Origin of the sequence: Lentzea sp. NPDC003310 (assembly GCF_040610935.1) — a bacterium.
GTDB lineage: Bacteria > Actinomycetota > Actinomycetes > Mycobacteriales > Pseudonocardiaceae > Lentzea.
The window spans coordinates 339,229-363,800 of record NZ_JBEXNC010000005.1 but is presented as its reverse complement, the minus strand read 5'-3'; the positions used below and the strand labels follow the sequence as shown (position 1 = coordinate 363,800).

25 protein-coding genes and 1 pseudogene are annotated in these 24,572 nt (G+C 69.9%); 7 read left to right on the top strand and 19 right to left on the bottom strand.

What is annotated here, in order from left to right; translation table 11 throughout:
- Positions 1 to 108: 108 nt before the first annotated feature.
- The 3 genes from ABZX02_RS11790 to ABZX02_RS11780 all read right to left on the bottom strand — a co-directional run bounded on the left by ABZX02_RS11790 (position 109) and on the right by ABZX02_RS11780 (position 3,228).
- Positions 109 to 657 (bottom strand): HIT domain-containing protein, encoded by a 549-nt coding sequence (locus ABZX02_RS11790; RefSeq protein WP_355297335.1) that lies wholly within the window; start codon positions 655 to 657, stop codon positions 109 to 111.
- The gene (gene thrS, locus ABZX02_RS11785) at positions 654 to 2,660 is read right to left on the bottom strand and encodes a threonine--tRNA ligase (protein WP_355297597.1); all 2,007 of its coding nucleotides are present in this window, start codon (positions 2,658 to 2,660) and stop codon (positions 654 to 656) included. Before thrS ends, ABZX02_RS11790 begins: the two co-directional genes overlap by 4 nt.
- Positions 2,661 to 2,736: 76 nt before the next feature.
- Positions 2,737 to 3,228, bottom strand: a complete 492-nt coding sequence (locus tag ABZX02_RS11780; RefSeq protein WP_355297333.1) for a GNAT family protein — start codon at positions 3,226 to 3,228, stop codon at positions 2,737 to 2,739.
- A 143-nt stretch (positions 3,229 to 3,371) separates the two neighbouring features.
- On the opposite strand from ABZX02_RS11780, the gene ABZX02_RS11775 reads away from it, so the two are divergent.
- Together ABZX02_RS11775 and ABZX02_RS11770 are read left to right on the top strand one after the other, a co-directional pair.
- Positions 3,372 to 3,686, top strand: a complete 315-nt coding sequence (locus ABZX02_RS11775) for a hypothetical protein (protein ID WP_355297331.1) — start codon at positions 3,372 to 3,374, stop codon at positions 3,684 to 3,686.
- Positions 3,683 to 4,228 carry a hypothetical protein gene (locus ABZX02_RS11770; RefSeq protein WP_355297330.1) on the top strand — a complete coding sequence of 182 codons (546 nt, stop codon included), beginning with the start codon at positions 3,683 to 3,685 and terminating at the stop codon, positions 4,226 to 4,228. Before ABZX02_RS11775 ends, ABZX02_RS11770 begins: the two co-directional genes overlap by 4 nt.
- 137 nt (positions 4,229 to 4,365) lie before the next feature.
- Here the strand turns inward: ABZX02_RS11770 and ABZX02_RS11765 are convergent, their stop codons facing one another.
- From ABZX02_RS11765 to ABZX02_RS11740, 6 genes are all read right to left on the bottom strand, one after another.
- Positions 4,366 to 6,009, bottom strand: coding sequence for an AMP-binding protein (locus tag ABZX02_RS11765; RefSeq protein WP_355297328.1), 1,644 nt, complete (start codon positions 6,007 to 6,009; stop codon positions 4,366 to 4,368).
- A gap of 185 nt (positions 6,010 to 6,194) precedes the next feature.
- On the bottom strand, positions 6,195 to 6,893 hold the full coding sequence (locus tag ABZX02_RS11760) for a GntR family transcriptional regulator (RefSeq protein ID WP_355297326.1): 699 nt from the start codon (positions 6,891 to 6,893) through the stop codon (positions 6,195 to 6,197).
- A 2-nt stretch (positions 6,894 to 6,895) separates the two neighbouring features.
- Positions 6,896 to 7,663, bottom strand: a complete 768-nt coding sequence (locus tag ABZX02_RS11755) for a 3-oxoacyl-ACP reductase (protein ID WP_355297324.1) — start codon at positions 7,661 to 7,663, stop codon at positions 6,896 to 6,898.
- 27 nt (positions 7,664 to 7,690) lie between these two features.
- The gene (locus ABZX02_RS11750) at positions 7,691 to 9,043 is read right to left on the bottom strand and encodes an aldehyde dehydrogenase family protein (RefSeq protein ID WP_355297322.1); all 1,353 of its coding nucleotides are present in this window, start codon (positions 9,041 to 9,043) and stop codon (positions 7,691 to 7,693) included.
- On the bottom strand, positions 9,040 to 9,735 hold the full coding sequence (locus ABZX02_RS11745) for a gamma-glutamyl-gamma-aminobutyrate hydrolase family protein (protein ID WP_355297320.1): 696 nt from the start codon (positions 9,733 to 9,735) through the stop codon (positions 9,040 to 9,042). The genes ABZX02_RS11750 and ABZX02_RS11745 overlap by 4 nt, the downstream gene beginning before the upstream one ends.
- The gene (locus ABZX02_RS11740; RefSeq protein WP_355297318.1) at positions 9,722 to 11,062 is read right to left on the bottom strand and encodes a glutamine synthetase family protein; all 1,341 of its coding nucleotides are present in this window, start codon (positions 11,060 to 11,062) and stop codon (positions 9,722 to 9,724) included. Before ABZX02_RS11740 ends, ABZX02_RS11745 begins: the two co-directional genes overlap by 14 nt.
- A gap of 111 nt (positions 11,063 to 11,173) precedes the next feature.
- Here ABZX02_RS11740 and eat point away from each other — a divergent pair, with 111 nt between their 5' ends.
- From eat to ABZX02_RS11720, 4 genes are all read left to right on the top strand, one after another.
- Positions 11,174 to 12,598, top strand: a complete 1,425-nt coding sequence (gene eat / locus ABZX02_RS11735) for an ethanolamine permease (RefSeq protein WP_355297316.1) — start codon at positions 11,174 to 11,176, stop codon at positions 12,596 to 12,598.
- Positions 12,599 to 12,804: 206 nt separating this feature from the next.
- On the top strand, positions 12,805 to 13,554 hold the full coding sequence (locus tag ABZX02_RS11730) for an IniB N-terminal domain-containing protein (RefSeq protein WP_355297314.1): 750 nt from the start codon (positions 12,805 to 12,807) through the stop codon (positions 13,552 to 13,554).
- A gap of 13 nt (positions 13,555 to 13,567) precedes the next feature.
- Positions 13,568 to 14,461, top strand: coding sequence for an NAD-dependent epimerase/dehydratase family protein (locus ABZX02_RS11725; RefSeq protein ID WP_355297313.1), 894 nt, complete (start codon positions 13,568 to 13,570; stop codon positions 14,459 to 14,461).
- The gene (locus ABZX02_RS11720; protein ID WP_355297311.1) at positions 14,454 to 15,317 is read left to right on the top strand and encodes a 3-hydroxybutyryl-CoA dehydrogenase; all 864 of its coding nucleotides are present in this window, start codon (positions 14,454 to 14,456) and stop codon (positions 15,315 to 15,317) included. The genes ABZX02_RS11725 and ABZX02_RS11720 overlap by 8 nt, the downstream gene beginning before the upstream one ends.
- Positions 15,318 to 15,363: 46 nt before the next feature.
- On the opposite strand, the gene ABZX02_RS11715 is transcribed toward ABZX02_RS11720, so the two are convergent.
- The 10 genes and pseudogenes from ABZX02_RS11715 to ABZX02_RS11670 form a co-directional block, all read right to left on the bottom strand.
- On the bottom strand, positions 15,364 to 15,939 hold the full coding sequence (locus ABZX02_RS11715) for an ATP/GTP-binding protein (protein ID WP_355297308.1): 576 nt from the start codon (positions 15,937 to 15,939) through the stop codon (positions 15,364 to 15,366).
- The gene (locus ABZX02_RS11710) at positions 15,920 to 16,285 is read right to left on the bottom strand and encodes a DUF742 domain-containing protein (protein ID WP_189155883.1); all 366 of its coding nucleotides are present in this window, start codon (positions 16,283 to 16,285) and stop codon (positions 15,920 to 15,922) included. Before ABZX02_RS11710 ends, ABZX02_RS11715 begins: the two co-directional genes overlap by 20 nt.
- Positions 16,285 to 16,719 (bottom strand): roadblock/LC7 domain-containing protein, encoded by a 435-nt coding sequence (locus tag ABZX02_RS11705; protein ID WP_090066952.1) that lies wholly within the window; start codon positions 16,717 to 16,719, stop codon positions 16,285 to 16,287. The genes ABZX02_RS11710 and ABZX02_RS11705 overlap by 1 nt, the downstream gene beginning before the upstream one ends.
- Positions 16,716 to 19,073 (bottom strand): nitrate- and nitrite sensing domain-containing protein, encoded by a 2,358-nt coding sequence (locus ABZX02_RS11700; protein WP_355297305.1) that lies wholly within the window; start codon positions 19,071 to 19,073, stop codon positions 16,716 to 16,718. The genes ABZX02_RS11705 and ABZX02_RS11700 overlap by 4 nt, the downstream gene beginning before the upstream one ends.
- Positions 19,074 to 19,287: 214 nt before the next feature.
- Complete coding sequence (locus ABZX02_RS11695) at positions 19,288 to 20,187, bottom strand: superoxide dismutase (RefSeq protein WP_355297303.1); 900 nt, start codon at positions 20,185 to 20,187, stop codon at positions 19,288 to 19,290.
- Positions 20,188 to 20,284: 97 nt separating this feature from the next.
- The gene (locus ABZX02_RS11690) at positions 20,285 to 21,127 is read right to left on the bottom strand and encodes a helix-turn-helix transcriptional regulator (RefSeq protein ID WP_355297301.1); all 843 of its coding nucleotides are present in this window, start codon (positions 21,125 to 21,127) and stop codon (positions 20,285 to 20,287) included.
- A 122-nt stretch (positions 21,128 to 21,249) separates the two neighbouring features.
- Entirely contained in the window at positions 21,250 to 21,984 is a 735-nt protein-coding gene (locus tag ABZX02_RS11685) for a hypothetical protein (RefSeq protein WP_355297299.1), read from the bottom strand.
- Between the two features lie 50 nt (positions 21,985 to 22,034).
- Complete coding sequence (locus ABZX02_RS11680; protein ID WP_355297297.1) at positions 22,035 to 22,358, bottom strand: hypothetical protein; 324 nt, start codon at positions 22,356 to 22,358, stop codon at positions 22,035 to 22,037.
- Between the two features lie 66 nt (positions 22,359 to 22,424).
- Positions 22,425 to 22,664 (bottom strand): annotated as a pseudogene (locus tag ABZX02_RS11675) (hypothetical protein); the annotation flags it as partial.
- A gap of 24 nt (positions 22,665 to 22,688) precedes the next feature.
- The gene (locus ABZX02_RS11670; protein WP_355297295.1) at positions 22,689 to 24,128 is read right to left on the bottom strand and encodes a PucR family transcriptional regulator ligand-binding domain-containing protein; all 1,440 of its coding nucleotides are present in this window, start codon (positions 24,126 to 24,128) and stop codon (positions 22,689 to 22,691) included.
- Between the two features lie 128 nt (positions 24,129 to 24,256).
- Between ABZX02_RS11670 and uraH the strand changes: the two genes are divergently transcribed.
- Positions 24,257 to 24,571, top strand: coding sequence for a hydroxyisourate hydrolase (uraH, locus tag ABZX02_RS11665; RefSeq protein WP_355297293.1), 315 nt, complete (start codon positions 24,257 to 24,259; stop codon positions 24,569 to 24,571).
- The last annotated feature ends 1 nt before the right edge of the window (position 24,572 follow it).

Sequence of the window (24,572 nt, the reverse complement as noted above, 5' to 3'; positions counted from 1 at the left end):
CGAGCGCGGCGAGCAGGACACAGCCCAGCAGGGGCAGCAGAAGTCGAGGCACAGATCGACTATCGCTCGCGATCTATCGAAAGTCAACAGATAGGCATCGTGCAGCGATCAGTCGACGGCCTTCCACCCGTCCGCCAGCAGCTGCCGGGTCTCCCCCAGCAGCTGCGGGAGCACCTTGGTGTGCCCGATGACCGGCATGAAGTTCGCGTCCCCGCCCCACCGCGGCACCAGGTGCTGGTGCAGGTGGGCGGCGATGCCGGCGCCCGCGACGACGCCCTGGTTCATGCCGATGTTGAACCCGTGCGGCGCCGCCACGTGCCGCGCGACCCGCATGGCCTTCTGCGTGAACGCGGCCAGCTCGGCGGTCTCGGGGACCGTCAGCTCGGTGTAGTCCGCCACGTGCCGGTACGGCAGCACCATCAGGTGGCCGGGGTTGTACGGGTACAGGTTCAGCAGCGCGAACACCTCGGCCCCGCGCGCGACGATCAGACCGTCCTCGTCGGACAGTTCGACCACGCGGCAGAACGGGCAGCCGGCGGGCTCGTCGCCGTCGGCCTTGCCCGCGCCCTGCACGTACGACAGGCGGTGCGGGGTCCACAGACGCTGCAACGCGTCCGGGACCCCGACACCGGCCTGTTCGGAGAACTCAGGCGTCACGAGAGCAGTTCCGCCGTGGGCGAGGCGTTCTCGCGACGGCCGACCCACTCCACGATCTGCTCGACGGCCCGCTCCACCGGCACGCCGTTGATCTGCGTGCCGTCGCGGAACCGGAACGACACCGCGTTCGCCTCCACGTCCTTGGCACCGGCCAGGAGCATGAACGGCACCTTCTGCATGGTGTGGTTGCGGATCTTCTTCTGCATGCGGTCGTCGGAGGCGTCGACCTCGACGCGGATGCCGGCCTTCTTCAGCGTCTCGCGGACCGCGAACAGGTGGTCGGCGTTCTCCGAGGTGACCGGGATGCCCATGACCTGCACCGGCGCGAGCCACGCCGGGAACGCGCCCGCGTAGTGCTCGGTCAGCACGCCGAAGAAGCGCTCGACCGTGCCGAACAGGGCGCGGTGGATCATGACCGGGCGCTGGCGGGAACCGTCCGGACCGGTGTACTCCAGTTCGAACTTCTCCGGCAGCATGAAGTCGAGCTGGATGGTCGACATCTGCCAGGTGCGGCCCAGCGCGTCCTTCGCCTGCACGGAGATCTTCGGGCCGTAGAACGCGGCGCCACCGGGGTCGGGCACGAGGTCCAGGCCGGACTCCTCGGCCACCGAGGCGAGCGTCGCGGTCGCCTCCTCCCAGATGTCGTCCGGTCCGACGAACTTCTCCGGGTTCTTGGTCGACAGCTCCAGGTAGAAGTCGTCGAGGCCGTAGTCGCGCAGCAGGTCGAGCACGAAGTTCAGCAACGACTTCAGCTCGTCGCGGATCTGGTCGCGGGTGCAGAAGATGTGCGCGTCGTCCTGCGTCATGCCGCGCACGCGGGTGAGGCCGTGCACCACGCCGGACTTCTCGTAGCGGTAGACCGAGCCGAACTCGAACATGCGCAGCGGCAGCTCGCGGTAGGACCGGCCGCGCGACTTGAAGATCAGGTCGTGGAACGGGCAGTTCATCGGCTTGAGGTAGTAGTCCTGGCCCGGCTTGCGGACCGTGCCGTCCTCGTCGACCTCGGCGTCGAGGTGCATCGCCGGGTACATGCCGTCCTTGTACCAGTCCAGGTGACCGGAGACCTCGAACAGCTTGCCCTTGGTGATGTGCGGCGAGTAGACGAACTCGTAGCCCGCCTCGGTGTGCCGCTGGCGGGAGTAGTCCTCCATCGCCTTGCGGATGATGCCGCCCTTGGGGTGGAACACCGCGAGGCCGGAGCCGATCTCGTCCGGGAACGAGAACAGGTCGAGCTCGACGCCCAGCTTGCGGTGGTCGCGGCGCTCGGCCTCGGCCAGGCGCTCCAGGTACGCGTCCTGCGCCTCGGCGGACTCCCACGCGGTGCCGTAGATGCGCTGCAGCTGCGGGTTGTTCTCGTTGCCGCGCCAGTACGCGGCGGCCACGCGGGTGAGCTTGAACGCCGGGATGTGCTTGGTGGTCGGCACGTGCGGGCCGCGGCACAGGTCGCCCCAGACCTGCTCGCCGGAGCGCGGGTCGACGTTGTCGTAGATCGTCAGCTCGCCGCCGCCGACCTCCATGACCTCGCTGGTGTCGACGTCGCTCTTGATGTCGACGAGCTCCAGCTTGAACGGCTCGGACGCGAGCTCGGCCTTCGCGGAGTCGATCGACTCGACGACACGGCGGGAGAACCGCTGCGAGGACTTGATGATCTGCTTCATGCGCTTCTCGAGCGCCTGCAGGTCCTCGGGCGTGAAAGGCTTCTCGACCTGGAAGTCGTAGTAGAAGCCGTCCTTCACGGGCGGGCCGATGCCGAGCTTGGCCTCGGGGAACTGCTGCTGCACGGCCTGCGCCAGCACGTGCGCGGCCGAGTGCCGGATCACGCTGCGGCCGTCCTCGGTGTCCGCGGCGACGGCCTCGACCTCGACGTCGACCTGCGGGGTCCACGACAGGTCGCGCAGGTGGCCCTCGGCGTCGCGCACGACGATGACCGCGTCGGGGCCCTTGCCCGGCAGACCCGCCTCGCGCACGGCCGTGCCCGCCGTCGTCCCAGCCGGAACCACCACGCGTGGCGGGTTCTGGGCGACTGCTGGGCGCGACTCGGACACGGTGACTCCTACGTTCGAAGATGGTGGTTGCGGATCAGATGTTATCGGTGCTCAAGATGGACATGACGATCGCGTCGTGGAAGACGCCGTCCCAGAGCAGGGCGTCGCGCAGGCGGCCCTCCTCCTGGAAGCCGAGCTTCTTGTAGACGTGGATGGCCCGCTCGTTGAAGTCGTACACCTCCAGGTCCACCCGGTGCAGGCCGCGCTCGTGGAACGCGTGGTCGAGGACGTGCCGGAGGGCGGCCGTGCCGTAGCCCTTGCCGAACCCGTCCCACAGCGCGATCCGCACCCCCGCGGACCTGTTGTGCGGGTTGATCGTGAGCACGACCTCGCCGAGGAACCTGCCGTCCTCGGTGATGGCACGGGTGTAGCGGTTCGGGTCGCTCAGCGTCCGCTCGATGTACGCCTCGTAGTCCGCGAGCTCGAACGTCCCGTGGGTGCCCGTGAGCCGGTCGACCTCGGCGTCGTTCGGCCGGGACGCGGCCATCTCGGCGGCGAACTCCTTGCGCAACGGTACGAGTTCCATACCCCCGATTGAAGCCGGTCGCCGCAACCGGATTCCCGGTCGCGGCACCTACGTACACGCTTCTGAGTGGTTTTTCGGATGCGGTCACGCCCGCGGGGCGAGCACCCTGGTCCTCTCCCGGCCCGCCGAACGGAGCCACCGCCATGCCCGACCTGGTCGTCGAATGCCCGGTCCGCCTCACCGAGTCCAACCGGGACGAACTCCGCCTCCTCTACGCCGACCTGCGCGACCACTACGCCCGCCGCGACGCGCGCGACGGCACGCGCACGACCCTGCACTTCCTGTGGACCGGCACCCTCGACGCCGAGCTCTTCGGCGCGACCTACGCCGACCAGAGGCACGTTTTCGCTGGTTCCAGGCCTGTGATGAACTCCAGCCGCGATCCCGGCGGGCTTCAGGAAACGAACAGGTGGCTGTCAGCCCCACCTCAGCCGAACGGCGCATCGTTGAGGACATGAGCGAGCAGGGACAGACGCCTCCACCGCGGGAGCCGTCGCAGAACGAGCCGCGGGCCGCCCAGCCCGCACCGGACCAGGCCACGACCCCGCTGCCGGCCGAAGCACCGGCCACGCCTGGTCAGCAGTCCACCGCCGAGCTCCCGGCCCAGCCGGCGGCGGCCCCCACACCCCAGCAACCCGCACCCCCGCACCCCGCACCGGCCGACACACCCGCGGCCACCTCGGCCGAGGCACCCGCGGGACCACCTCCGCCCCCACCGGCGGCGACCCCTTCGGCTGCTGTGCCGACACCTCCTGGCCGTGGGAGGCGTTTCGTGCGGCACCGCGCCACCCAGCTGGTCGCGGTGGGTCTGCTGGGGCTCGTCCTCGGCGGCGGCATCGTGGGAGCGATCGCGGCTAACCGGTTCGACCACCGCGGCGGTCCCGGCCACGTGCGGATGTACGACCGAGGCGAGCGCGGCCCCGACCGCGGCGGCGACCGCTTCGAGCAGCGCGGCCCGTTCGGTGAACGCGGCGACAGGAGTGACCGCTTCGAGCGGTGACCGACCGAGCGCACGACCCGTGTCATCCGAATCCCCGACGACCGACACGGGCCGTGCGCTCCCCACAGCCAGGAACGCGCGGCACGGCCGGATTAGTCCCCCTCGTTCTGCCGTGCCGTGCGTTCCGCCCTAAAGCACTAGTGCGGCTGCGGTCCGAGCCGGATCGCCAGCAGCTGACGCCGCAGCACCTTGCCCGTAGCGTTGCGCGGCAGCTGCGGCACGACCACGACCTCGCGCGGGACCTTGTGCCGTGCGAGCCTCGTGCGCACGAACTCGCGCAGCTCCCGCACGTCGATCCGCGTGCCCGCCACCGGCACCACGAACGCGCGCAACCGTTGCCCGTACTCGGCGTCCGGCACGCCGAGCACCGCCGCGTCGCGCACCCGGTAGTGCGTCATGAGCAGGTTCTCGACCTCGACGGGGTACACGTTCTCGCCGCCGGACACGATCATGTCGTCCTCGCGGCCGTCGAAGTACAGCCGGCCGCTCGGGTCGAAGTGGCCGAGGTCGCCGGTCGCGACGAGCCCGTCGATCGACTCCTTCTGCGTGCCGTCGGTGTACAGGTCGACGGTCAGCGAGCCGCGCACGTAGATCCGGCCCGTCACGAACGAGCGCGTGACGCGGTTGCCGTTGTCGTCGTAGATGCGCACGAGGCAGTTGTGCGGCGGCAGGCCCACGCTGGACGGCGCCGCGGCCAGGTCCTCCGGCGTCGCGACGGTGGCGACGGCGACTTCCGTCGAGCCGTAGAGGTTGTAGAGCACGGGGCCGAGGACGGCCTGGGTGCGCTCGACGAGGTCCGGGGAGATCGGGGCGCCGGAGGAGAACACGACGCCGAGGTGCGAGAGGTCGAACGAGTCGATCACGTGCCTGTCGAGCTCCATGATCCGCTGCAGCATCGTCGGCACCAGGACGAGCGTCGTGCAGCGCTGGCCCTGCACCGACCACAGCGTCTTGCGCGGGTCGAAGCGGCGGTGCAGCACCGCGCGCGAGCCCAGCGACATCGCGAGCGTCAGGTGCGAGTAGCCGACGGAGTGGAAGATCGGCGCGGCGATGAACGTCGACTCGCCCGAGCGCATCGGGATGCGGTCGAGGAAGTCCGACGCGGTGAGCACCGACTTGATCTCGCGGGCCGTGCCCTTGGGCGTCCCGGTCGTGCCGGACGTCAGCTGGATGACGACGCCCGGTTCGCGCGGCGGTTCCAGTTCGCCGCGCGGGGCCTTGGCCACCAGCTGGTCGAGCGTCGGGGTGCGGCGGTCGAGGCCGTCGCGCGACCAGCCGAGGTACCGCGGGATCGACGGCGGCAGCTGGTGGAACAGCGGGGTGAACTCCTCGTCGTGGATGACGAGGGACGCGCGTTCGCGTTGCAGGAGGTCGAGGATGACCGGGGCGCCGAAGCCGGTGTTCACCAGCAGCACGCGCACGCCGAGCTTGGCGCACGCCAGCAGCGACTCGACCATGCCGCGGTGGTTGCGGCACATCAGCGCGACGACGTGCATGTGCTGCACGCCGAGCGCGCGCAGGCCCTGCGCGATCGCGTTGGAGCGCCGGTCGAGCTGCCGGTAGGTGACCGAGCCCCGTTCGTCGACGATCGCGACGCCGTCGGGGTTCAGCCGGACGGAACGGCGCAGCGCCGTCACGTTCGGCCCCCAGATCTTGACCTCTCTGAGCGCCTCCACGGACATCTTGAAGTTCGTGAGGCTCACCATGCCCGCGGCGGACAGAACACGGAGTGAGTGCACCCGGCCCATGGCGTCGCGAAACACCTTGCGCAACCCTGGCATCAACAGCTCCTCGCGCTGCAAGTCCCCGAGGTATTCGGACGGTAACTGTCCGCAAGGCTCACGCCAAGGGTTGTTCCATGCGGAATGTGCATGACAACACGACATTCTACCTTGCAAACGTTTACAGCTCGACCGCTTCACAACCGTGACCATTCCCACTGGGCCACCTGCGGGAGTCTGACCGGTCAGACCAGGAATCCGCGCAACAACGACGCCGTGCCGTCGAGGTGCTCGGCCATCGCCTGCCGGGCCGCGGCGGGGTCTCCGTCCAAAATGGAGGCGATGACGCGCTCGTGCTGGGCGTTGGAGTGCGCGAGGTTCGGTTCGAGCAGGGGGATGTGGTCCAGCAGCTCGTTGGCGCGCATCCGCGACTCCGCGACGGCGGCGGTCAGCGCGGCGGACCCGGTGGCCTCCGCGATCGCGAGGTGCAGCCGCGAGTCCTTGCGGCGGTATTCCGCGAGCGTGGAAGTGGACGCCTCCTCCAGGCGGGCGCGCAGACCGCGCCGTTCGGCGGGGCCGAGCGACCGACCCGCCGCCGTCTCCGCGGCGCCGGTCTCCAGCACCCTGCGCAGCGTCAGCACGTCGTGGAGGTCGCCGAACTCCTTGCCCGGCGCGGGCTTGGGCAGCACCTCGTTGACGAACGTGCCGCCGTACCGTCCCCTTCGGGACTCCACGAAGTGGTTCTCCTGCAACGACCTGATGGCCTCGCGCACGGTCACCCGGCTCACGCCGAGCCGGGTGGCGAGCTCCCGTTCGGACGGCAGCTTCTCCCCCGGCGCGACGACGCCGAGCCGGATGGACTGCATGAGCCGTTCGACGGTCTCCTCGAAGGCGTTGCCCGCCCGCACCGGGCGGAACAACGCCTCCTGCGCGTGCTCCACCATCCCTAGAGCGGTGTCACGTACGCGCCGGCGATGCCGCCGTCCACGAGGAAGTTCGACGCGGTCATGAAGGACGAGTCGTCGGACGCCAGGAACGCGACAGCCGCAGCGATTTCCTCGGGTTCGGCGAACCGACCGAGCGGTACGTGGACGAGACGCCGTGCCGCGCGCTCCGGGTCCTTGGCGAACAACTCCTGCAGCAACGGGGTGTTGACCGGGCCGGGAGACAGGGCGTTGACGCGGATGCCCTCACGCGCGAACTGCACGCCGAGCTCGCGCGACATCGCGAGCACGCCGCCCTTCGACGCCGTGTAGGAGATCTGCGACGTCGCCGCGCCCATCGTCGCCACGAACGACGCCGTGTTGATGATGGAGCCCTTGCCGTTCGCCTGCATGTGCGGGATGGCGTACTTGCAACACAAATAAACCGACGTGAGGTTCACCTTCTGCACGCGGTCCCACGCCTCGATGCCCGTGGTGAGGATCGAGTCGTCGTCGGGCGGCGAGATGCCCGCGTTGTTGAACGCGACGTCCAGCTTGCCGTAAGTGTCCACAGTGGTCTGGAAAAGCGCTTTGACCTGTTCCTCGTCGGTCACGTCGACCTGGACGAACAGCCCGCCCACCTCGTCCGCGGCGGCCTTGCCGGTGGCCGGGTCGAGGTCGGCGACGACGACCTTCGCGCCCTCGCTCGCGAACCTGCGCACGGTCGCGAGTCCGATGCCGCTGCCGCCACCCGTCACGACGGCCACGCGGCCCTCGAGTCGCTGCACCATCTTTGTTCTCCTCGGTTTCAGACTTGCTCAGGTCGCGATGAAGACGTTCTTGACTTCGGTGAAGGCGTCGAGCGCGTCGGGGCCGAGCTCGCGCCCGAGCCCGGACTGCTTCACGCCGCCGAACGGCGTCCAGTAGCGGACGGACGAGTGCGAGTTCACCGACAGGTTCCCGGCCTCGACGGCACGGGAGACGCGGATCGCGCGGCCCACGTCGTTCGTCCAGATGGAACCGGACAGGCCGTACTCCGAGTCGTTCGCGATCCGGATCGCGTCGGCCTCGTCGGTGAACGGCAGCACGACGACGACCGGGCCGAAGATCTCCTCGGTGACCGTCGCGTGGTCCGCGGGCGGCGTCAGGACCGTGGGCGGGAACCAGAAACCGGGACCGTCCGGCGCCGAACCGCGGAAGGCGACGTGCTCGTCGTCTGGGACGTAAGACGCCACCTTGCCGAGGTGCGCGGCCGTGATGAGCGGCCCCATCTCGGTCGCCTCGTCGCCGGGCTCGCCGACCTTGACGCCCCGGACGGCGGGCTCCAGCAGTTCCATGAACCGGTCGTAGACGCTCGCCTGGACCAGGATGCGCGACCGCGCGCAGCAGTCCTGCCCGGCGTTGTCGAACACCCCGTACGGCGCGGTCGCGGCGGCCTTCTCCAGGTCGGAGTCGGCGAAGACGATGTTCGCGGACTTGCCGCCGAGCTCCAGCGTCACCCGCTTCACCTGGTTCGCGCAGCCCGCCATGATCTGCTTGCCGACCTCGGTCGAGCCGGTGAAGACGACCTTGCGCACCAACGGGTGCGTGACGAACCGGTTGCCGACGACGCTGCCCTTGCCCGGCAGCACCTGGAACACGCCCTCGGGGATGCCCGCCTCCAGCGCGAGCTCGCCGAGGCGGATCGCGGTCAGCGGCGTCACCTCGGCGGGCTTGAGCACGACCGTGTTGCCGGCCGCGAGCGCGGGCGCGAAGCCCCAGCCCGCGATGGGCATCGGGAAGTTCCACGGCACGATCACGCCGACGACGCCGAGCGGTTCGTGGAACGTGACGTCGAGTCCGCCCGCGACCGGGATCTGCTTGCCGAACAGGCGTTCCGGCGCGGCGGCGTAGTACTGCAGGACGTCGCGGACGTTGCCCGCCTCCCACCGCGCGTTGCCGATGGTGTGGCCGGAGTTCTCGACCTCCAGCAGGGCGAGTTCCTCGATGTGGGCGTCGACGACCTCCGCGAACTTCCGCAGCAACCGGGCGCGATCGCCGGGGGCGACGTGGCGCCAGCTCTCGAACGCCTTCTGCGCCCGGCCGATCGCCGCGTCCGTGTCGCCGAGGGTGGTGTGCGGGACGGACCGCACGACCTTCTCGGTGGCCGGGTTGATGACGTCAAAGGTCACAGCGCTTTGCTCCTTGCCACGTCCACGAGTGCTTCGAACAGCCTCAGGTCCTCGATGTCCTGCTCCGGGTGCGACTGCACGCCGACGACGAACCGCGCGCCCTCCAGTTCGACGGCCTCGACCGTGCCGTCCGGCGCCCGGGCGGTGACGCGGAGCCCGTCCGCGACCCGGTCCAGGGACTGGTGGTGGTGGCACTGAACGGTCGTTCGACCGCCGAGGACCCGGTGCAGCGCGGAGCCTTCCGCGACGGCGATCTCGGTGTGCTCGAACACGGCCGGCGCGGGGTTGTGGCCCTCGACGTGCTGGTGCAGCGTGCCGCCGAGCGCCACGTTGAGCACCTGCATGCCCCGGCACACCCCGAGCAGCGGCAGGTCGAGCTTGAGCGCGGCCTCGACCAGCGCGAACTCGGCCTCGTCGCGGGCGGGGTGCGCCTCCCCGGTCTTCTCGTGCCGCTCGGCGCCGTAGGCGGCGGGGTCGATGTCCGCGCCGCCCGCGATCACCAGTCCGTCCAGGAACGCGATGGTCTCGGCGTTCCAGGCGCCGACCGGCGGCAGCATGACGGGGTTGCCGCCCGCCTGCACCACGCAGTCGAGGTAGCCGCGGTAGAGCACCGCGGCCTCCACGTCCCAGTGCCCGAAGCGCGTGCGCTCCAGGTACGTGCTGATGCCGATGAGTGGCTTAGAGGCGCTCAAACCCGCGCACCTTCTCCCAGTCCGTGACCGCCGCGTCGAACGCCGCCAGCTCGACCTTGGCCGCGTTCAGGTAGTGGTCGACGACGTCCTTGCCGAACGCCTCCTGCGCGATCTTGCTGCCCGCCAGCAGGTCCGCGGCCTCGCGCAGCGTCGTCGGCACGGTCGGCCGGTCGGACGCGTAGGCGTTGCCCACGAACTCGTCCTCCAGCTCCAGCTTCTGCTCGACGCCGTGCAGGCCGGCCGCGATCAGCGCCGCCACCGCGAGGTACGGGTTGACGTCGCCGCCGGGCACCCGGTTCTCGAACCGCAGCGACTGGCCGTGGCCGACGACCCGCAGCGCGCACGTGCGGTTGTCCCGTCCCCACGCGACGGCGGTCGGCGCGAACGAGCCCTGCACGTAGCGCTTGTAGGAGTTGATGTTCGGGGCGAGGAAGTAGGTGAGCTCGCGCAGCCCGGCGAGCTGTCCGGCGAGGAAGTGCTTCATCAGGTCGGACATGCCGTGGCCCTCGGCGAAGACCGGCTCGCCGTCCTTGGAGCGCAACGAGAGGTGGATGTGGCAGGAGTTGCCCTCGCGTTCGTTGTACTTCGCCATGAACGTGAGCGACTTGCCCTGCTGCGACGCGATCTCCTTCGAACCGTTCTTGTAGATCGCGTGCTGGTCGCACGTGCGCAACGCCGTCGTGTAGCGGAAGGCGATCTCGTGCTGGCCGGGGTTGCACTCCCCCTTGGCCGACTCGACGACCATGCCGGCGCCCGTCATGCCGTTGCGGATGGCGCGCAGCAGCGGTTCCACGCGCGCGGTGCCGAGCAACGAGTAGTCGACGTTGTACTGGTTGGACGGCGTGAGGTTGCGGTAGCCCGCGTTCCAGGCCTGTTCGAAGGTGTCGTCGAAGACGATGAACTCGAGCTCGGTGCCGACGTAGCAGTCGAGGCCGAGCGCTTCGAGGCGGTCGAGCTGCTTGCGCAGGACCTGCCGCGGCGAGGCGACGACGGGGTCGCCGTTCTCCCAGACGACGTCGCACATGATCAGCGCGGTGCCCTCCTGCCACGGCACCCGGCGCAGGGTCTCGACGTCCGGCTTCATCACGAAGTCGCCGTACCCGCGCTCCCAGCTCGACATCTCGAAGCCGCTGACGGGGTTCATCTCGACGTCGACGGCGAGCAGGTAGTTGCAGCCCTCGGCGGAGTGGCCGAGGACCTCGTCGAGGAAGTACTGCGCGGCACAGCGCTTGCCCTGCAGGCGGCCCTGCATGTCCACGATCGCGACCAGGACGGTGTCGATCTCACCGGTCTCCACGGCCTCGCGCAACTCCTCGACGGTCAGCATCTCCGCGTTCCTCCAAAGGTATGTCTGCGAGCCATTGGCGGCACCATCTTGACACCACCGGGTGACGAGCGCCACCCTCAACCACCGCTTAAAGGACTATTAGGAGTCCATATGGCCAAGCACGTCGAGTACGAGAAGGTGAGCAGCGACTACCTGGAGCACCGACAGCTCAAACGTGGCGCGGCGGGGTGGGTCCTGCTGGCCGGGCTGGGAGTCTCGTACGTGATCTCCGGCGACTTCGCCGGGTGGAACTTCGGCCTCGCCCAGGGTGGCTGGGGCGGGTTGCTGATCGCCACGATCCTGATGGCGACGATGTACACGTGCATGGTGTTCGGTCTGGCGGAACTGGCGTCGGCACTGCCCGTGGCGGGCGCCGGCTACGGCTTCGCGAGGCGCGCGCTCGGCCCGTTGGGCGGGTACGCGACAGGAATCGCGATCCTCATCGAGTACGCCATCGCTCCCGCGGCGATCTCGGTGTTCATCGGCGACTACGTCAAAGCTCTCGGCCTGCTCGACGCGACGTGGCCCGTGTACCTGGCGTGCTACATCGTCTTCGTCGGCATCCACCTCTACGGCGTCGGCGAGGCGCTGCGGGTGATGTTCGTGATCACCGGTGTCGCGGTCGTGGCACTGGTGGCGTTCGTGGCGGGCATGATCCCGAAGTTCGACTCCGCCAAGCTGTTCGACATCGGCGACGGCTCGTTCCTGCCGATGGGCGTGACCGGGGCGTGGGGCGCGATCGTGTTCGCGATCTGGTTCTTCCTCGCGGTGGAGGGCGTGCCGCTGGCCGCCGAGGAGGCACGGGATCCCAAGCGGGACATGCCTCGCGGCATCATCGGCGCGATGGTGGTGCTGCTGGTGTTCGCGGCGGCGATCCTGCTCGTGGCGCCCGGCGGCGCGGGGTCGAAGGCGCTGGAGGCGTCCGGCAACCCGTTGCCCGAGGCGGTGCGCGCGGCCTACGGCGGGGACACGTTCCTGGCGCAGCTCGTGAACTACGTCGGCCTCGCGGGTCTGGTGGCGTCGTTCTTCTCGATCATCTACGCGTACTCGCGGCAGCTGTTCGCGTTGTCGCGCGCGGGATATCTACCGCGCTGGCTGTCGAAGACCGGCAAGCGCAAGACGCCGTACCTCGCGTTGATCGTGCCCGGCACCATCGGGTTCGCGCTGGCGACGATCATGAAGTCGGTCGACCCGGTGACCGGTGGCGCACGGCTCATCAACATCGCCGTGTTCGGTGCGGCGTTGTCGTACGTGCTGATGATGGTGTCGCACATCGTGTTGCGGAAGACGGCGCCGGACCTGCCGCGTCCGTACCGGACCCCGGGCGGTGTGGTGACCACGAGCGTGGCGCTCGTCCTCGCCGTCGCGGCGGTCATCGCGACGTTCTTCGTGGACGAGATCGCGGCCGCCGTCACGGCCGGGATCGTGGTCGTCGCCGTGGCGTACTACTGGTTCTACAGCCGTCATCACCTGGTGGCGAACGCTCCGGAGGAGGAGTTCGCCGCGATCGCGAAGGCGGAGGCGGAGCTCGACTGAGCGGACGTTCTGGCGGCGGCACGGTCCTCGCGGACCGTGCCGCCGCCGTCCCCTAACGACGTGGGGCATCCCCCTAACGGGTGACCCTCGGCCCCTAGGGTGCCCGGCCGGCCGAAACCTAGGGTTCGGACCCGATGCCGGGGGGATGTTGATCTCACTACGGTTCCGGGAACATTCCCCCGACCCGCCGTAGGAGCGCCACTCCCATGATGCAGCAGGACATCCAGCCGGCCACCCCGCAGCAGACCGCGCAGCCCGCCGCGCCCGAGGCGACCGCCCCGGTCACCCCGGCCGCCGTGCCGCAGGAGGCCCAGCCGGCCACGCTGCAGGAGTTCGCCCTGAACCTCCTGAACGACCCGGCGGCCCTGTCGGCGTTCACCCTCGACCCCGAGGGCGTGCTGAGCTCGTGCGGCCTGAGCGACATCACCCCCGGTGACGTGCAGGAGATCCTGCCGCTGGTGCTCGACGCCGCCTCGATCGCGGACGTCGACGGCCTCGCGAACCTCGACTCCGTCGCCGGCCTCGCGGGCGACCTGGGCGGTCACTGCGACGTGTCGGGCACCCTCGACGGCGTCACCGGCTCCGTCCACGGCCTCGGCGACGTGGCCGGTCTGGGCAACGTGGCCGGTCTGGGCGGCATCGCGGACCTCGGTTCCGTCACCGACCTCGGCGGCGTCACCGACCTGTCCGGTGTCACGGGTCTCGCCGGCACCGGCGACGTGCTCGGCACGGTCACCGGCGTGACCGAGGTCGTCTCCGTCACGACGGTCACCGACGTGGTGCACGAGACCGTCCCGGACGTCGCCCCGGTCAGCGACGTGCACGACACGGTCCACAGCGTCGTCGACGGCACGGTCGGCAACGTGCTCGGCGGCGACGTCCTCGGTGGCGTCACCGACCTCGACGTGCTCGACGGCGTCGGCGGTCTGACCGAGGGCCTCGGCCTCGGTCTCTGATCTGATAGCTCGTGTGAGCAAGCGAGCGTTGATCCTCGGCGGCACGGGCCTCATCGGCCGTGCCGCCGCTCGGCGTCTGCGGCAGGCGGGCTGGACCGTCGACGCCCCCGGCCGCGAGGTAGACCGCGGTGATCCCGAGGCCCTGGCCACCGCGATGGGCGACGGCGCCGACCTGCTGGTCGACACCCTCTGCTACTCGGCCGACGACGCCCGCACGCTGCTCCCGTTGGCGCGCAAGGCCGTCTCGACCGTGATGATCTCGGCCAAGGCGGTCTACGCGGACGCGCACGGCCGCCACGCCAACTCGGCCGAGCCGCCCCGGTTCGACGGCCCGGTCACCGAGGACCAGCCGACGCTGGCGCCCCTCGACTCGGACCCGTTCACCCGCGAGGGGTATGGGCCGAACAAGGTCGCGGCGGAACGGACGTTGCTCGACAGCGGCCTGCCGATCACCGTCCTGCGACCGTCCAAAGTGCACGGTCCGGGCAACAAACGCCCGCTGGAGCGGTACTTCGTCGACCGGATCCTCGCGGGCAACAAGGTCGTCGTGCTCGCGGCACGCGGCGAAGGCGTCGACCACCCGACCGCCACCGCGAACCTGGCCGCACTGATCGAGACCGCCGCGGAGCACCCCGGCGCGCGCGTCCTGAACGCCGCCGACCCGGACGCCCCGAACGGCCTTGCGATCTCCCGGATCATCGCGGGCTCGCTCGGCTGGTCGTGGCACGAGATCCTGCTGGACCACTCCGAGGCGGGCCTGCACCCGTGGCACCGCGGCTTCGTCCTGGACACCTCGGCCGCCCTCGCCCTGGGCTACCGCCCGGTAGGCGACTACGCCTCCACCGTGCAGGAGACGCTGCGCGACCTCGTTCCGAGCGGCTCGTGGCAGGATCGGTCGCGTGAGTGACATTCAACGTGTGGGAGTCGTCGGTTCCGGCCTCATGGGCTCCGGGATCGCCGAGGTGAGCGCCCGTGCCGGCCTCGACGTCATCGTCGTCGAGGTCAACGCGGGCGCGGCCGAGGCAGCGCAGGGGCGGATCGCCACCTCGCTCGCCAGGGGCGTCAAGTCGGGCAAGCTGAGCGAGGAGGACCGCGACGGCGCGCTGGGCCGCATCCGGTTCACCACCGACATCGGCGAGTTCGCCGACCGCCAGTTCGTGGTCGAGGCGGTCGCCGAGAACGAGCAGGTCAAGACCGAGATCTTCGCCTCGCTCGACAAGGTCGTGACCGACGAGGACGCCATCTTCGCGTCCAACACGTCGTCCATCCCGATCATGAAGCTCGGCATGGCCACCACCCGGCCCGAGCAGGTCATCGGCGTGCACTTCTTCAACCCGGTCCCCGTGCTCAAGCTCGTGGAGATCGTGCCGTCGCTGCTGACGGGCGCCGCCACGCAGGACCGCGCCGAGGCGTTCGTGACGGAGACCCTGCACAAGGAGGTCATCCGCTCGCAGGACCGCGCCGGCTTCGTGGTCAACGCGCTGCTGATCCCCTACCTGCTCTCCTCGATCCGCATGCTCGAGTCCGGCTTCGCGTCGGCCGACGACATCGACAACGGCATGGTGCTCGGCTGCGCGCACCCGATGGGCCCGCTGCGCCTCACCGACCTGATCGGCCTCGACACCACGAAGGCGATCGCCGAGTCGATGTACGACGAGTTCAAGGAGCCGCTGTACTCGCCGCCGCCGCTGCTGCTGCGCATGGTGGACGCGGGGCTGCTGGGCAAGAAGTCGGGGCGCGGGTTCCACAACTACGCCAAGTGACCTGACGCGGAAGGCCCGCTCCGAGGAGCGGGCCCTCTCCATGCGGCTAGACCGCTGCCAGCCGGTTCATCGAGTGCTGGATCAGCTCCACCAGCACCGCCTTCGACGACTCCCGGTCCCGCGCGTCGCACAGGATCACCGGGATCGCCTCGTCGATGTCGAGGGCGTGCCGCACCTCGTCCACCGTGTACAGCTGCGCCCCGTCGAAGCAGTTCACCGCGACGATGAACGGGATCTGGCGGTGCTCGAAGAAGTCGATCGACGGGAACGACGAGTCGAGCCGGCGCGTGTCCACGAGCACCACGGCGCCGATCGCGCCGGTGGCCAGCTCGTCCCACATGAACCAGAACCTGTTCTGGCCCGGCGTGCCGAACAGGTACAGCACCACCTTGGTGTTGATGGTGATGCGGCCGAAGTCGAGGGCGACGGTGGTGGTGTCCTTGCCCTCGATGCCCGCGAGGTCGTCGACGTGCACGCCGGCCTCGGTGAGCAGTTCCTCGGTCCGCAGCGGCGGGATCTCGGACACCGACGCGACCATCGTGGTCTTGCCGGTGCCGAACCCGCCCGCGACGACGATCTTGACCGCGGTCGGCACGGTCAGCTCAGATCCCACGAACACCATCCAGTACGGCCTGCAGGAGATCCCTGTCCGGGATCTTGGGGGTGGAGGTCTGCACGAGCACGTCACCCCGCTCGATGAGGTCCGACAGCAGGACCTTCACCACGACGAGGGGCACGTCGAGGTAGGCGGCGACCTCGGCGACGGAGAGCGGGCGTGCGCACAGGGCCATGATCTCGCGATGTTCGACCGTCAGCGACGTCTGGTCGGACGCAAACGAGGAGGCCCGCACCTGCGTCACGAGGTGTAGGTCAGGCGCGTTCGGCCGGGTGCGGCCGCGCACCATCGCGTAGGGCCGCACCAGCGGCCCCGCGGCCTCGTCGTACCACCAGTCCTCGCGCGAGGTCATCAGCGTGACTCACGCGCCGAGGGCACAGTCGCGGTCTCCGCGCGCGGAGCCGACGAGAGGTACGTGCCGACTCGCTTGACCAGCATGTTCATCTCGTACGCAATCATGCCCATGTCAGCATCTTCCTCGCCCAGCACGGCAAGGCAAGCCCCGTGACCCGCTGCGGTGACGAAGAGGTACGCGTGCTCCATCTCCACGATGGTCTGCCGGACGGCCCCGCCGCCGAAGTGCCGTCCGGTGCCGCGGGCGAGCGACTGGAACGCCGACGCCATGGCGGACAGGTGCTCCGAGTCGTCGCGGGACAGCCCGGCGGAGCGGCCGAGCAGGAGCCCGTCCGCCGACAGCACGACCGCGTGGCGGGCGCCGACCACTCGCTGGATCAGGTCCTCCAGCAACCAGTTCAGTTCGCCGTGCTGGCTTGCGTTGTCCTTCATGACGAGGGGGCTCCTTCTGATCTCCAGTCGTCGGTCAGCCGGGCGTCACGGGTACCGCGCTGGAACGCGGCGAAACCGTCACGGGTCCGTTCGGCCGACCGATCGCCGGTCACCGGCTCGGCGTGGTGCGGCTCCTCCGAGGGCTGCATGAGCTGCGGCGCGAGGTTCTGCCGCCGCTTCCTGCGGGGAAGAGGGGTCTTCCCGTCCTGGGCCGGAGGTGCCACGGGGGTCGGTTCGTCCACCGATGCCTCTGCTGCGGGTGCGGTTGCGCTCATATCAGGATCTACGAGCGCTCTGAGCCCCGCGTTCACGGCGTCCAGCACTTCGGGATTCACCTTCACGGGGAAGCTCGGGTGGTCCTCGACGTGCCCGTGGTGCGTGTCGTGGAACGACCGCACCGGCATCTGGGTGGTCTCGGTGATGTCGCCCGCGTCGTTGTGCGGGGCGACGATGGCCGGCGGCAGCACGCACAGCGCGACCGTGCCGCCGTAGGGCGAGTCGCGCAGCTCCACCTTGATGCCCCGCCGTGCGGCGAGCCTCGCGACGACGAACAGCCCGAGGCGGGACTCGCCCCGGAACGCCATCGTCTCGAAGTCCGGTGGGTTGGAGAGCTTCGCGTTGGCCTGCAGACGCTCTTCCTGCGTCATGCCGAGGCCGTGGTCCTCGATCTCCACCACGAGGCCGTGCGGCGCGGCGCTCGAGTGGACGATCACCTCCGAACGCGGCGAGGAGAACGCCGTCGCGTTGTCGACGAGCTCCGCGAGCAGGTGGATGGTGTCGGCGACGGCCACCCCCACGAGCGCGCGGTCGGGCACCGGGTTGACCCTCACCCGGACGTACTGCTCGGTCTCGGCGACGGCGGAGCGGATCACGTCGCTCAGCCGCACCGGCTTGCGCCACTGCCGGCCGGGCTGCTCGCCGGCCAGGATGATCAGGTTCTCCGCGTTGCGGCGGGCGCGGGTGGCCAGGTGGTCGAGCTGGAACAGGGAGTCGAGCCGCTCGGGGTGCTCCTCCTCGCGCTCCAGCTTGTCGAGGATCTTGATCTGCCGGTGGACGAGCCCCTGGTTGCGGTGCGCGATGTCGAGGAAGACCCGGTTCACGCCCTCGCGCGCCTGCGTCTCCTTCACCGCCGCCGCGACCGCCGTGTACTGGGCGGCGTTGAACGCGTCGGCGACCTGCCCGATCTCGTCGTTGCCGTAGTCGAGTGGCGGCATGTCGCGGTGCACGTCCACCTGCTCGCCGCCGCGCAGCCTCGCGACGATGTGCGGCAGCCGTTCCTGGGCGAGCCGCAGGGTGTCCTCCCGCAGCGACGCGAGACGCGTGACCAGCGCCTTCGACACGAGCCGGTTCGAGATCCGCAGGGCGAGGACGATGCCGACGACGACCGCGAGCAACGCGATCAGGCTGCCGATCAGGACCGCGGCCACCCGGCTGTCGGCCTTGTCGAGGCCGAGGTCGGTGGCGTTGCGGGCCTGTGTGACGGCGAGCCCGACGAGGTTGTCGTGCACGGGGCTCGCGACGCCGCGCCACTGCGCGTCGGTGACGCCCGACTCGCCGTTGACCAGCTTGCCCTCGAGGTCGAGCAGCGACCGGTACTCGGTGCTGCCGCGCAGCTCGTCGTACTGCAGGCGCGGCTGCTCCAGCGCGAACGGGATGGTGGCGTCGAGGCTCGAGTGGTAGGCGCCGGTCAGACGGGCGAACTCGACCCGTTCGGGCGCGGTGAAGCCACCGTTCATCAGCCCGCGCGAGCCGATCGTGGCGGCCCGGGAGAGCCAGTCGGAGGTCTGGAAGATCGTGACGGCCTGGACGTTCGCCTGGCTCGCCTCCGAGTCGGGCACGAGGCGCGCCTGCCGGCCGAGCAGGCCGACGCCCGAGTCGAGCAGGCCGTTGTAGTAGTCGTAGACCGCCTGGGGGTTCGCCGAACCCGCGTCCACGCCCGACCGCTGCTTCGGCAGCTCGTCCAGCACGGAGTTGAGCGCGTTGATCCGGTCGACGGTGTCCTGGGGCGCGTTCTCGGACAGCTCCGCGAACGCGTCGCGCATCTTGCTCACGGCCTCGTCGGTGACGCCCTGCTGCCGCTTCAGCCCGGCCTTGTCGACGCCCTCGGCACCGCCGAGGACCTCGAGGGTCATCTGTCGTTCTTTCTGCAGTCCGGCGAGCGCCTCGACGGACGGGATCGTCGCGCCCTTCACCCCGGCCGCGACCGACCGCATGTAGAAACCGTCGAAAAGGGTGTACGAGGAGAAAACGGCCCACATGACCAGCAGCACCACGCTGGGAACGACCACGACACCGGCCAGCCGCGACCGAATGGTCCGGTAGTTGGTCGGTGTGTACCCGCTCTTCTCGTTCACAGCGCTCTCACGGTCTCCTGTGTCCCACGGCTAGCGCTGCGGGTTACCTGAGTAACTCCTTCGGCTGTAATTAGGTTACGGCGAGAGATCATCGTTACCCAATGACAGCGATCACACGCTCTACGCGGTTGGCAGGCTACCCAGTCGAGTGACCGGAGCAACACCCGGTACGGGGGTTCTTGCGTGGTGAGAACCCCCGTACGGGCTAGTTCTCCTACGGTCGTTCCACCGCCACGACGGTGTAGGTCGTCTCCGGCGTCGGCGGCGTGCTGAACCGGGCATTCGGCAGGTAGAGGCGCTTGCCGAACGCGGCGACCGTCGTCGGGACGTCGAACCGCGCGTCCGTGCGTTCCGCCGCGAGCGTCGCGCCGTCACGACTCAGCGTGTAGCGCGCGACTTTGTTGAGGCGGTTTTGCACCACGTACAACTGCCGCCCCTCACGCAACAGTCCGTCGCCATTGGTGAGTGTTTGACCGCTCAAATTGATCTCGGCCGTTTTTCCGCTCCGCGGATCGATCCCGAACAACTTTCCGGTGTTGCTCTGCACGGCGATCAGACCGCCGTCGAGCCCGGTGACGATCCCGTTGAGGTTGACCGCGCCGGGGGTGATGACGAGATCGCCGGTCAGCTGCAGCGTGCGGTGCGGTTTGAGGCTGAGCGGCACCTCGTAGAGCACCGCCTTGCGCGAGTCGGTGAACCACGCGGACTTCTCGGTCAGCACGACGTCGTTGACGAACGTGTCCGCCGTGGCGAACTGGAACTTCGCCAGCAGCGCCCCCGACCGCGTGTCGTAGACCCGCGCGTCGCCGCCCGTGCCGCCCGCGACCCACAGCCGCTTGCGGCTGTCGACCTTCAGGCCCAGCGAGGGCGTGCCCGGCCCCTTGGCCAGCACCTTGCCGGCACCGGTGCGCAGATCGGCCGCGTAGATCGACCCGTCGGCGCGCGACCCGAAGTAGGCCGTCTTGCCGGAGATCGCGATGCCCTCCGGCTGCCAGCCGTTCGGCAGGGAGAACTCGGTCGGGAAACTCTTCGAACCGTCTGCGGTGGCCGGCGCCGCGGCGACGAGCGTGACGCCCAGGACCGCCGCGAGCAGGACACCGGATCTGCGGTACATGCCGCCTCCTAACCAGGGGAACTGTTTCGGTCGGGTGCGTCCCCGATCCTTCTCCACGTGGCGGCCGAACAGGAGTTTTCTCAGGAATCCGACATCTCTACAGGTCAGCGGCGGCCTCGGCGATGAGCTCCAGCGACTCCCCCGCTCCCAGCGCCGCCGCCTGCAGGCCCGCGAACCGCTGCGCGCACCGTTCGGTCAGCCCCGGCTCCTCGACGTACTCGCCCTTGACGAACGTCTCCAGGTACGCCACGTCGTTGTGCTGCCGGTGCGGGAACCCGAGCAGCGTGAACGGCGATCCCATCGCCGGGTAGGCGCCCGCCGAGCGCGGCACCACCTGCACGGTCACCGTCTCGTGCTCGCTGACCTCCATCAGGTGCAGCAGCTGCGCCTTCATCGCCCGTGGCCCGCCGATCACGTGCCGCAGCACCGCCTCCGGGAACACCGCGTGCACCGCCGGCGGGTCCCGGTCCTTCAGCCGCGCCGACCACGCCTCGCGCACCATCGCGAGCCGCGCCGTGCGCACCGGGTCGTCCGACCGCATCACCTCGGCCGTGTAGCCGGGCAGCTGGAAGACCGGCGGCACCAGGTCGGTCGTGAACACCTTCAGCACCGTCGCCTCGAACACCAGGTTCGCGAAGTCCGCCGCCGCGTCGAAACGCACGCCGTGGTGCGCCGCGCGCGCCCGGACCCGTTCCGCGTGCTGCGCGCGCAACACCACGGCCTGCCACTCCGGGGTGGGCACCTTGTAGACGTACCCCAGCGCCATGACGTCGACCGGCGCCGACGGCTGCACGGCGTTCTCCATCATGGAGAGCTTGGCGCTGCTGAAGCCCACGCGCTGACCGGCCTCGGTGAGGCTCAGCTCGCGCTCGCCGCGCCACCCGGCCAGCTGCCGCCCGATGGCGCGTTCGAGCGTCGTGGCCCGGAAATCCTTCGGCATGGACCGAAGGATAGGACCGATTCGGATTCCCGAAAGGGACGGGTCGGTGTGGATAACCCTTTACTGGCAAGGAAGTTCGTTAGACGGAGTGCATCGCGTTAAACAGCCGTGCACACATTCCGCTACTGATAACGCTTCGCGCGCGCATGCGCTCGCACGAGCTCATGGAACCGAAACGCGTCGTCCCCCACCTCGGTCAGCAACGCCTTCTCCACCAGGTCGTCCAGCGCGTCCTCGACGTCGCACTCGGGCTCCCCCGCGATCGCCGCGGCCACCGGTACGCCGAACGCGTCCGGCTCCCACGCGCACAGCCGGTAGAGCCGCGCCTGCCGTTCCGGAAGCTCCACATAGGACCGGTCGAGCAACGGCCCGAGCCGCTCGTCGTCGGGCAGCGGGCCGACCGCGATCTCCCGCGCCTGCGGCAGGTCGAGCCTCGACCGGCTGGTCACGAGCACGGTCCCGGACGCGGGCAGCAGCGGCGTCACCTGCTCGGCCGAGGCCGCGTTGTCCAGCAACAGGGTGAACTGCCGCCGCGCGACGAGCGCGCGGAACACGGCCTGCTCGTCCTCCGGCTCGGTGCGCAGCCCGAACGCCCGCAGCACCCGCCCCAGGTCGTGCGCCGCCAGGTCCACGCAGAGCTGGTCCCCGGACCCCTTCTCCCGCAACCACTCGAGCGCCAGCGCGGTCTTGCCCACCCCGCCCGGCCCGTGCAGCACCGTCACCCCGGCCCTGATCCGCGCGAGCTCGGTGTCGCGCCCCACGAAGTGCCTCGGCGGCAACGGCGGCCGGAAGCGCGGCGGCACGTCGCCGCGACCCCTGATCCCCCCGGCGGCCCTGGCGGCCAGTACTTCTCGCATCACCCGCACCTCCCCGACACGTCGAAGCTACGGGCTTTCCCCCACTTTCATCAGACGGCCATCGAGTGATCGCACGTGAGCGCCACTCCGGTCTTCGAGGTTGAAGAGCGCACCTGCCGGCCGTTGACGATGATCTTGCACGTCAGCTCGCCGTGCACGCCCTCCAGCCGCACGACGACCCGTCCCTTGCGCTTGCCCACGCGCTCGAACGGCAGGTCGGGGTTGCGCAGCGTGCGTTCCTCCTCGCCGGGGAAGGTGTAGGTGAGGCGGTCGGTCGTGCCCGTTCCCTCGACCACGACCTGGATGCTGGGCGCCACCGCGCAGCCGGTGGTCCCGGCCAGCAGCACGCCCACGAGTAAAGCGGCGGTTCTCACGTGAGGAACGGTAGGAAGCGGGGTCGTGTGGATACATCAGCCTGAAGGCCCAAGAGGTATCAGCCATCAGAATGACAACCCGAAATCCCTCAGCCGCTCCTCGACCCGCAGCCGCTCGATCTCGCGGTCCATCCCCTCGGGCAGCGAGAGCAACCGGTGCTCGACCTCCAGCGCCGCACACGCCTGCACGAGCAACGCGTCGTACGCCTGCCGGGCACCGATCTTCTTGGCCGCCGACGCGCCGGGCGCGAACCCCGCCCGAACCCGGCGCACGCGACGGAGGTCGGCCGCGATCCGTTCGATCGGCCGGTGGTCGGGCACCAGCCCAAGCTACCCCGCCTGCAACGCCAGGAAGAGGTCCACGCGCGCCTCGAACTCCGCCAGGTCCGTGCCGAGCAGTTCCTCGACGCGGCCCACCCGGTAGCGCAACGTGTTCACGTGGACGTGCAGGCGGGCGGCGGCCGCGGTCCACGAACCCGAGCAGTCCAGGAACACCTTCAGCGTGCCGACGAGGTCCGAGCCGTGCTCGGCGTCGTAGTCGAGGACGGGGCCGAGCAGGCGGCGGCGCAACGAGGTGCGCAGCTCCTCCGGCACGCCCGCGAGGAGCAGTTGGTGCAGCGCGATCTCCTCGCCCGCCACCACGCACGTGCGGCCACCGCGGCGTTCTCCGAGACGACGCGCGTGCGTGGCCTCCTCCAGGGCGCCGCGCAGGCCCCGGGACGTGACGGGTGAGCTGATGCCGACGAGCACGCGGGACGAGCCGAGGCCCGGTTCCATCACGCGCATCGCCTCGCGGAGGTCGTCGGGCCGGGCGTCGCCCGCCTTGGCGACGGCGTAGACGGTGTCGCCGACCGGGGTCACGAGGGCCTGCGGCAGGGCCTCCTCCAGCACGGCGGCGGCCAGGTCGGTGCGCTGGTCGGAGGTGACGGCGCTGATGACGCGGAGCTGCGCGTGCTCCAGACCGGCGGCGGCGAGCCGGGACTCGAGGTCGGGCGAGCCGCTCAGGACGGCCGACACCAGCGGGGCGGCGGTGCGGTTCTCGATCTGGCGGCCCTGGGCCTCGCGCAGTCGTTCCAGTGCCACGAGGGACGCGAGCTCGGCGGCGGCCTCGGGGGGCACGGAGCCGCCGACGACGAGGACCCAGCTGGTGAGCCTGGTGCCGCCGCGTTCGGAGACGGGCACGAGGGTGACGCCCTTGACCGTCTTCGGCAGGCGGTCGGCCTGCAGGAACTCCTTGACCAGCGAGAGCCGGTCGGGCAGTTCGCCGCCTGCGACGACGCGGCCCGCGGTGGAGAGGACCCAGCAGGACGCGCCGAGTTCGTGGCCGCCGGCGAGCAGCAGCGCGGGCAGGCCGGAGCCCTCGGCGACGACGTTCAGCAGGCGGCGGTGACGGGACAGGCCGACCAGTTCCATCGAGACGCGTTCGGTGATGGTCGCGAACGAGAGGTCGACGGGGACCTCGAGCAACGGGACGTGGTGGCGCTCGCAGGCGTCGACGAGGTCCGGTGGCAGGTCCTGGTGCCCGGTGTCGCTGGCGGCCAGCCCGGCCACGTGCGCCGTGGCGAGCGAGCGGACGAACGTCTCGGAGTCCTGCGGGCCGTGGTGCCAGAGCAGGCCGGACAGCACGAGCTCCCCGCCGGACAGGTACCGGCTGGGGTCGGGCAGCTCCGTTCCGTACACGCGGGTGACCGTGCGGTCGAGCTGGTCCTCACCGGTGTGCAGGCTCAGGCGCAGTTCCGGCATCTGCAGCAACGTCCGCAGCAGCAACATGACAGGTCACTTTCGTCCATTCGTGTTTGTAGGAAAGCACAAATCCTCGTCGTGCAGGGGCCTGGCGATTCATGTACTTCTGCCGTAGAGGAACACAGCCGTGTCTCTGTGTACTGGCTCACAACCAGATGGGAGGGCGAGTGACGATCTCCACGCACGTGCTGGACGCGGCGCGAGGCAAACCGTTCGCGGGCATCGCCGTGTCGCTGCAACGCCGCGACGGGACCGAGGTGGCGAACGCCGAGACGAACACCGACGGCCGGATCACCGGATGGGGTGAGGGCCTTCCGGCCGGGGTGTACCGGCTGGTGTTCGACACGGCGCAGGCCGCGCCGTTCTTCCCCGAGGTCGTGCTCACCTTCGACTACTCCGATCCGGCGCAGCACTACCACGTGCCGCTGCTGCTGTCGCCGTTCGCCTACTCCACCTACCGAGGTAGCTGAC

What these genes read in the sequence shown, in the direction of transcription:
- ABZX02_RS11780 (WP_355297333.1), bottom strand. Translation starts at nt 3,228, where the DNA reads ATGGAACTCGTACCGTTGCGCAAGGAGTTCGCCGCCGAGATGGCCGCG.
- ABZX02_RS11775 (WP_355297331.1), top strand. Translation starts at nt 3,372, where the DNA reads ATGCCCGACCTGGTCGTCGAATGCCCGGTCCGCCTCACCGAGTCCAAC.
- ABZX02_RS11770 (WP_355297330.1), top strand. Translation starts at nt 3,683, where the DNA reads ATGAGCGAGCAGGGACAGACGCCTCCACCGCGGGAGCCGTCGCAGAAC.
- ABZX02_RS11765 (WP_355297328.1), bottom strand. Translation starts at nt 6,009, where the DNA reads ATGCCAGGGTTGCGCAAGGTGTTTCGCGACGCCATGGGCCGGGTGCAC.
- ABZX02_RS11760 (WP_355297326.1), bottom strand. Translation starts at nt 6,893, where the DNA reads ATGGTGGAGCACGCGCAGGAGGCGTTGTTCCGCCCGGTGCGGGCGGGC.
- ABZX02_RS11755 (WP_355297324.1), bottom strand. Translation starts at nt 7,663, where the DNA reads ATGGTGCAGCGACTCGAGGGCCGCGTGGCCGTCGTGACGGGTGGCGGC.
- ABZX02_RS11740 (WP_355297318.1), bottom strand. Translation starts at nt 11,062, where the DNA reads ATGCTGACCGTCGAGGAGTTGCGCGAGGCCGTGGAGACCGGTGAGATC.
- eat (WP_355297316.1), top strand. Translation starts at nt 11,174, where the DNA reads ATGGCCAAGCACGTCGAGTACGAGAAGGTGAGCAGCGACTACCTGGAG.
- ABZX02_RS11730 (WP_355297314.1), top strand. Translation starts at nt 12,805, where the DNA reads ATGATGCAGCAGGACATCCAGCCGGCCACCCCGCAGCAGACCGCGCAG.
- ABZX02_RS11715 (WP_355297308.1), bottom strand. Translation starts at nt 15,939, where the DNA reads ATGGTGTTCGTGGGATCTGAGCTGACCGTGCCGACCGCGGTCAAGATC.
- ABZX02_RS11710 (WP_189155883.1), bottom strand. Translation starts at nt 16,285, where the DNA reads ATGACCTCGCGCGAGGACTGGTGGTACGACGAGGCCGCGGGGCCGCTG.
- ABZX02_RS11705 (WP_090066952.1), bottom strand. Translation starts at nt 16,719, where the DNA reads ATGAAGGACAACGCAAGCCAGCACGGCGAACTGAACTGGTTGCTGGAG.
- ABZX02_RS11695 (WP_355297303.1), bottom strand. Translation starts at nt 20,187, where the DNA reads ATGTACCGCAGATCCGGTGTCCTGCTCGCGGCGGTCCTGGGCGTCACG.
- ABZX02_RS11690 (WP_355297301.1), bottom strand. Translation starts at nt 21,127, where the DNA reads ATGCCGAAGGATTTCCGGGCCACGACGCTCGAACGCGCCATCGGGCGG.
- ABZX02_RS11685 (WP_355297299.1), bottom strand. Translation starts at nt 21,984, where the DNA reads ATGCGAGAAGTACTGGCCGCCAGGGCCGCCGGGGGGATCAGGGGTCGC.
- ABZX02_RS11670 (WP_355297295.1), bottom strand. Translation starts at nt 24,128, where the DNA reads ATGTTGCTGCTGCGGACGTTGCTGCAGATGCCGGAACTGCGCCTGAGC.
- uraH (WP_355297293.1), top strand. Translation starts at nt 24,257, where the DNA reads ATGGGAGGGCGAGTGACGATCTCCACGCACGTGCTGGACGCGGCGCGA.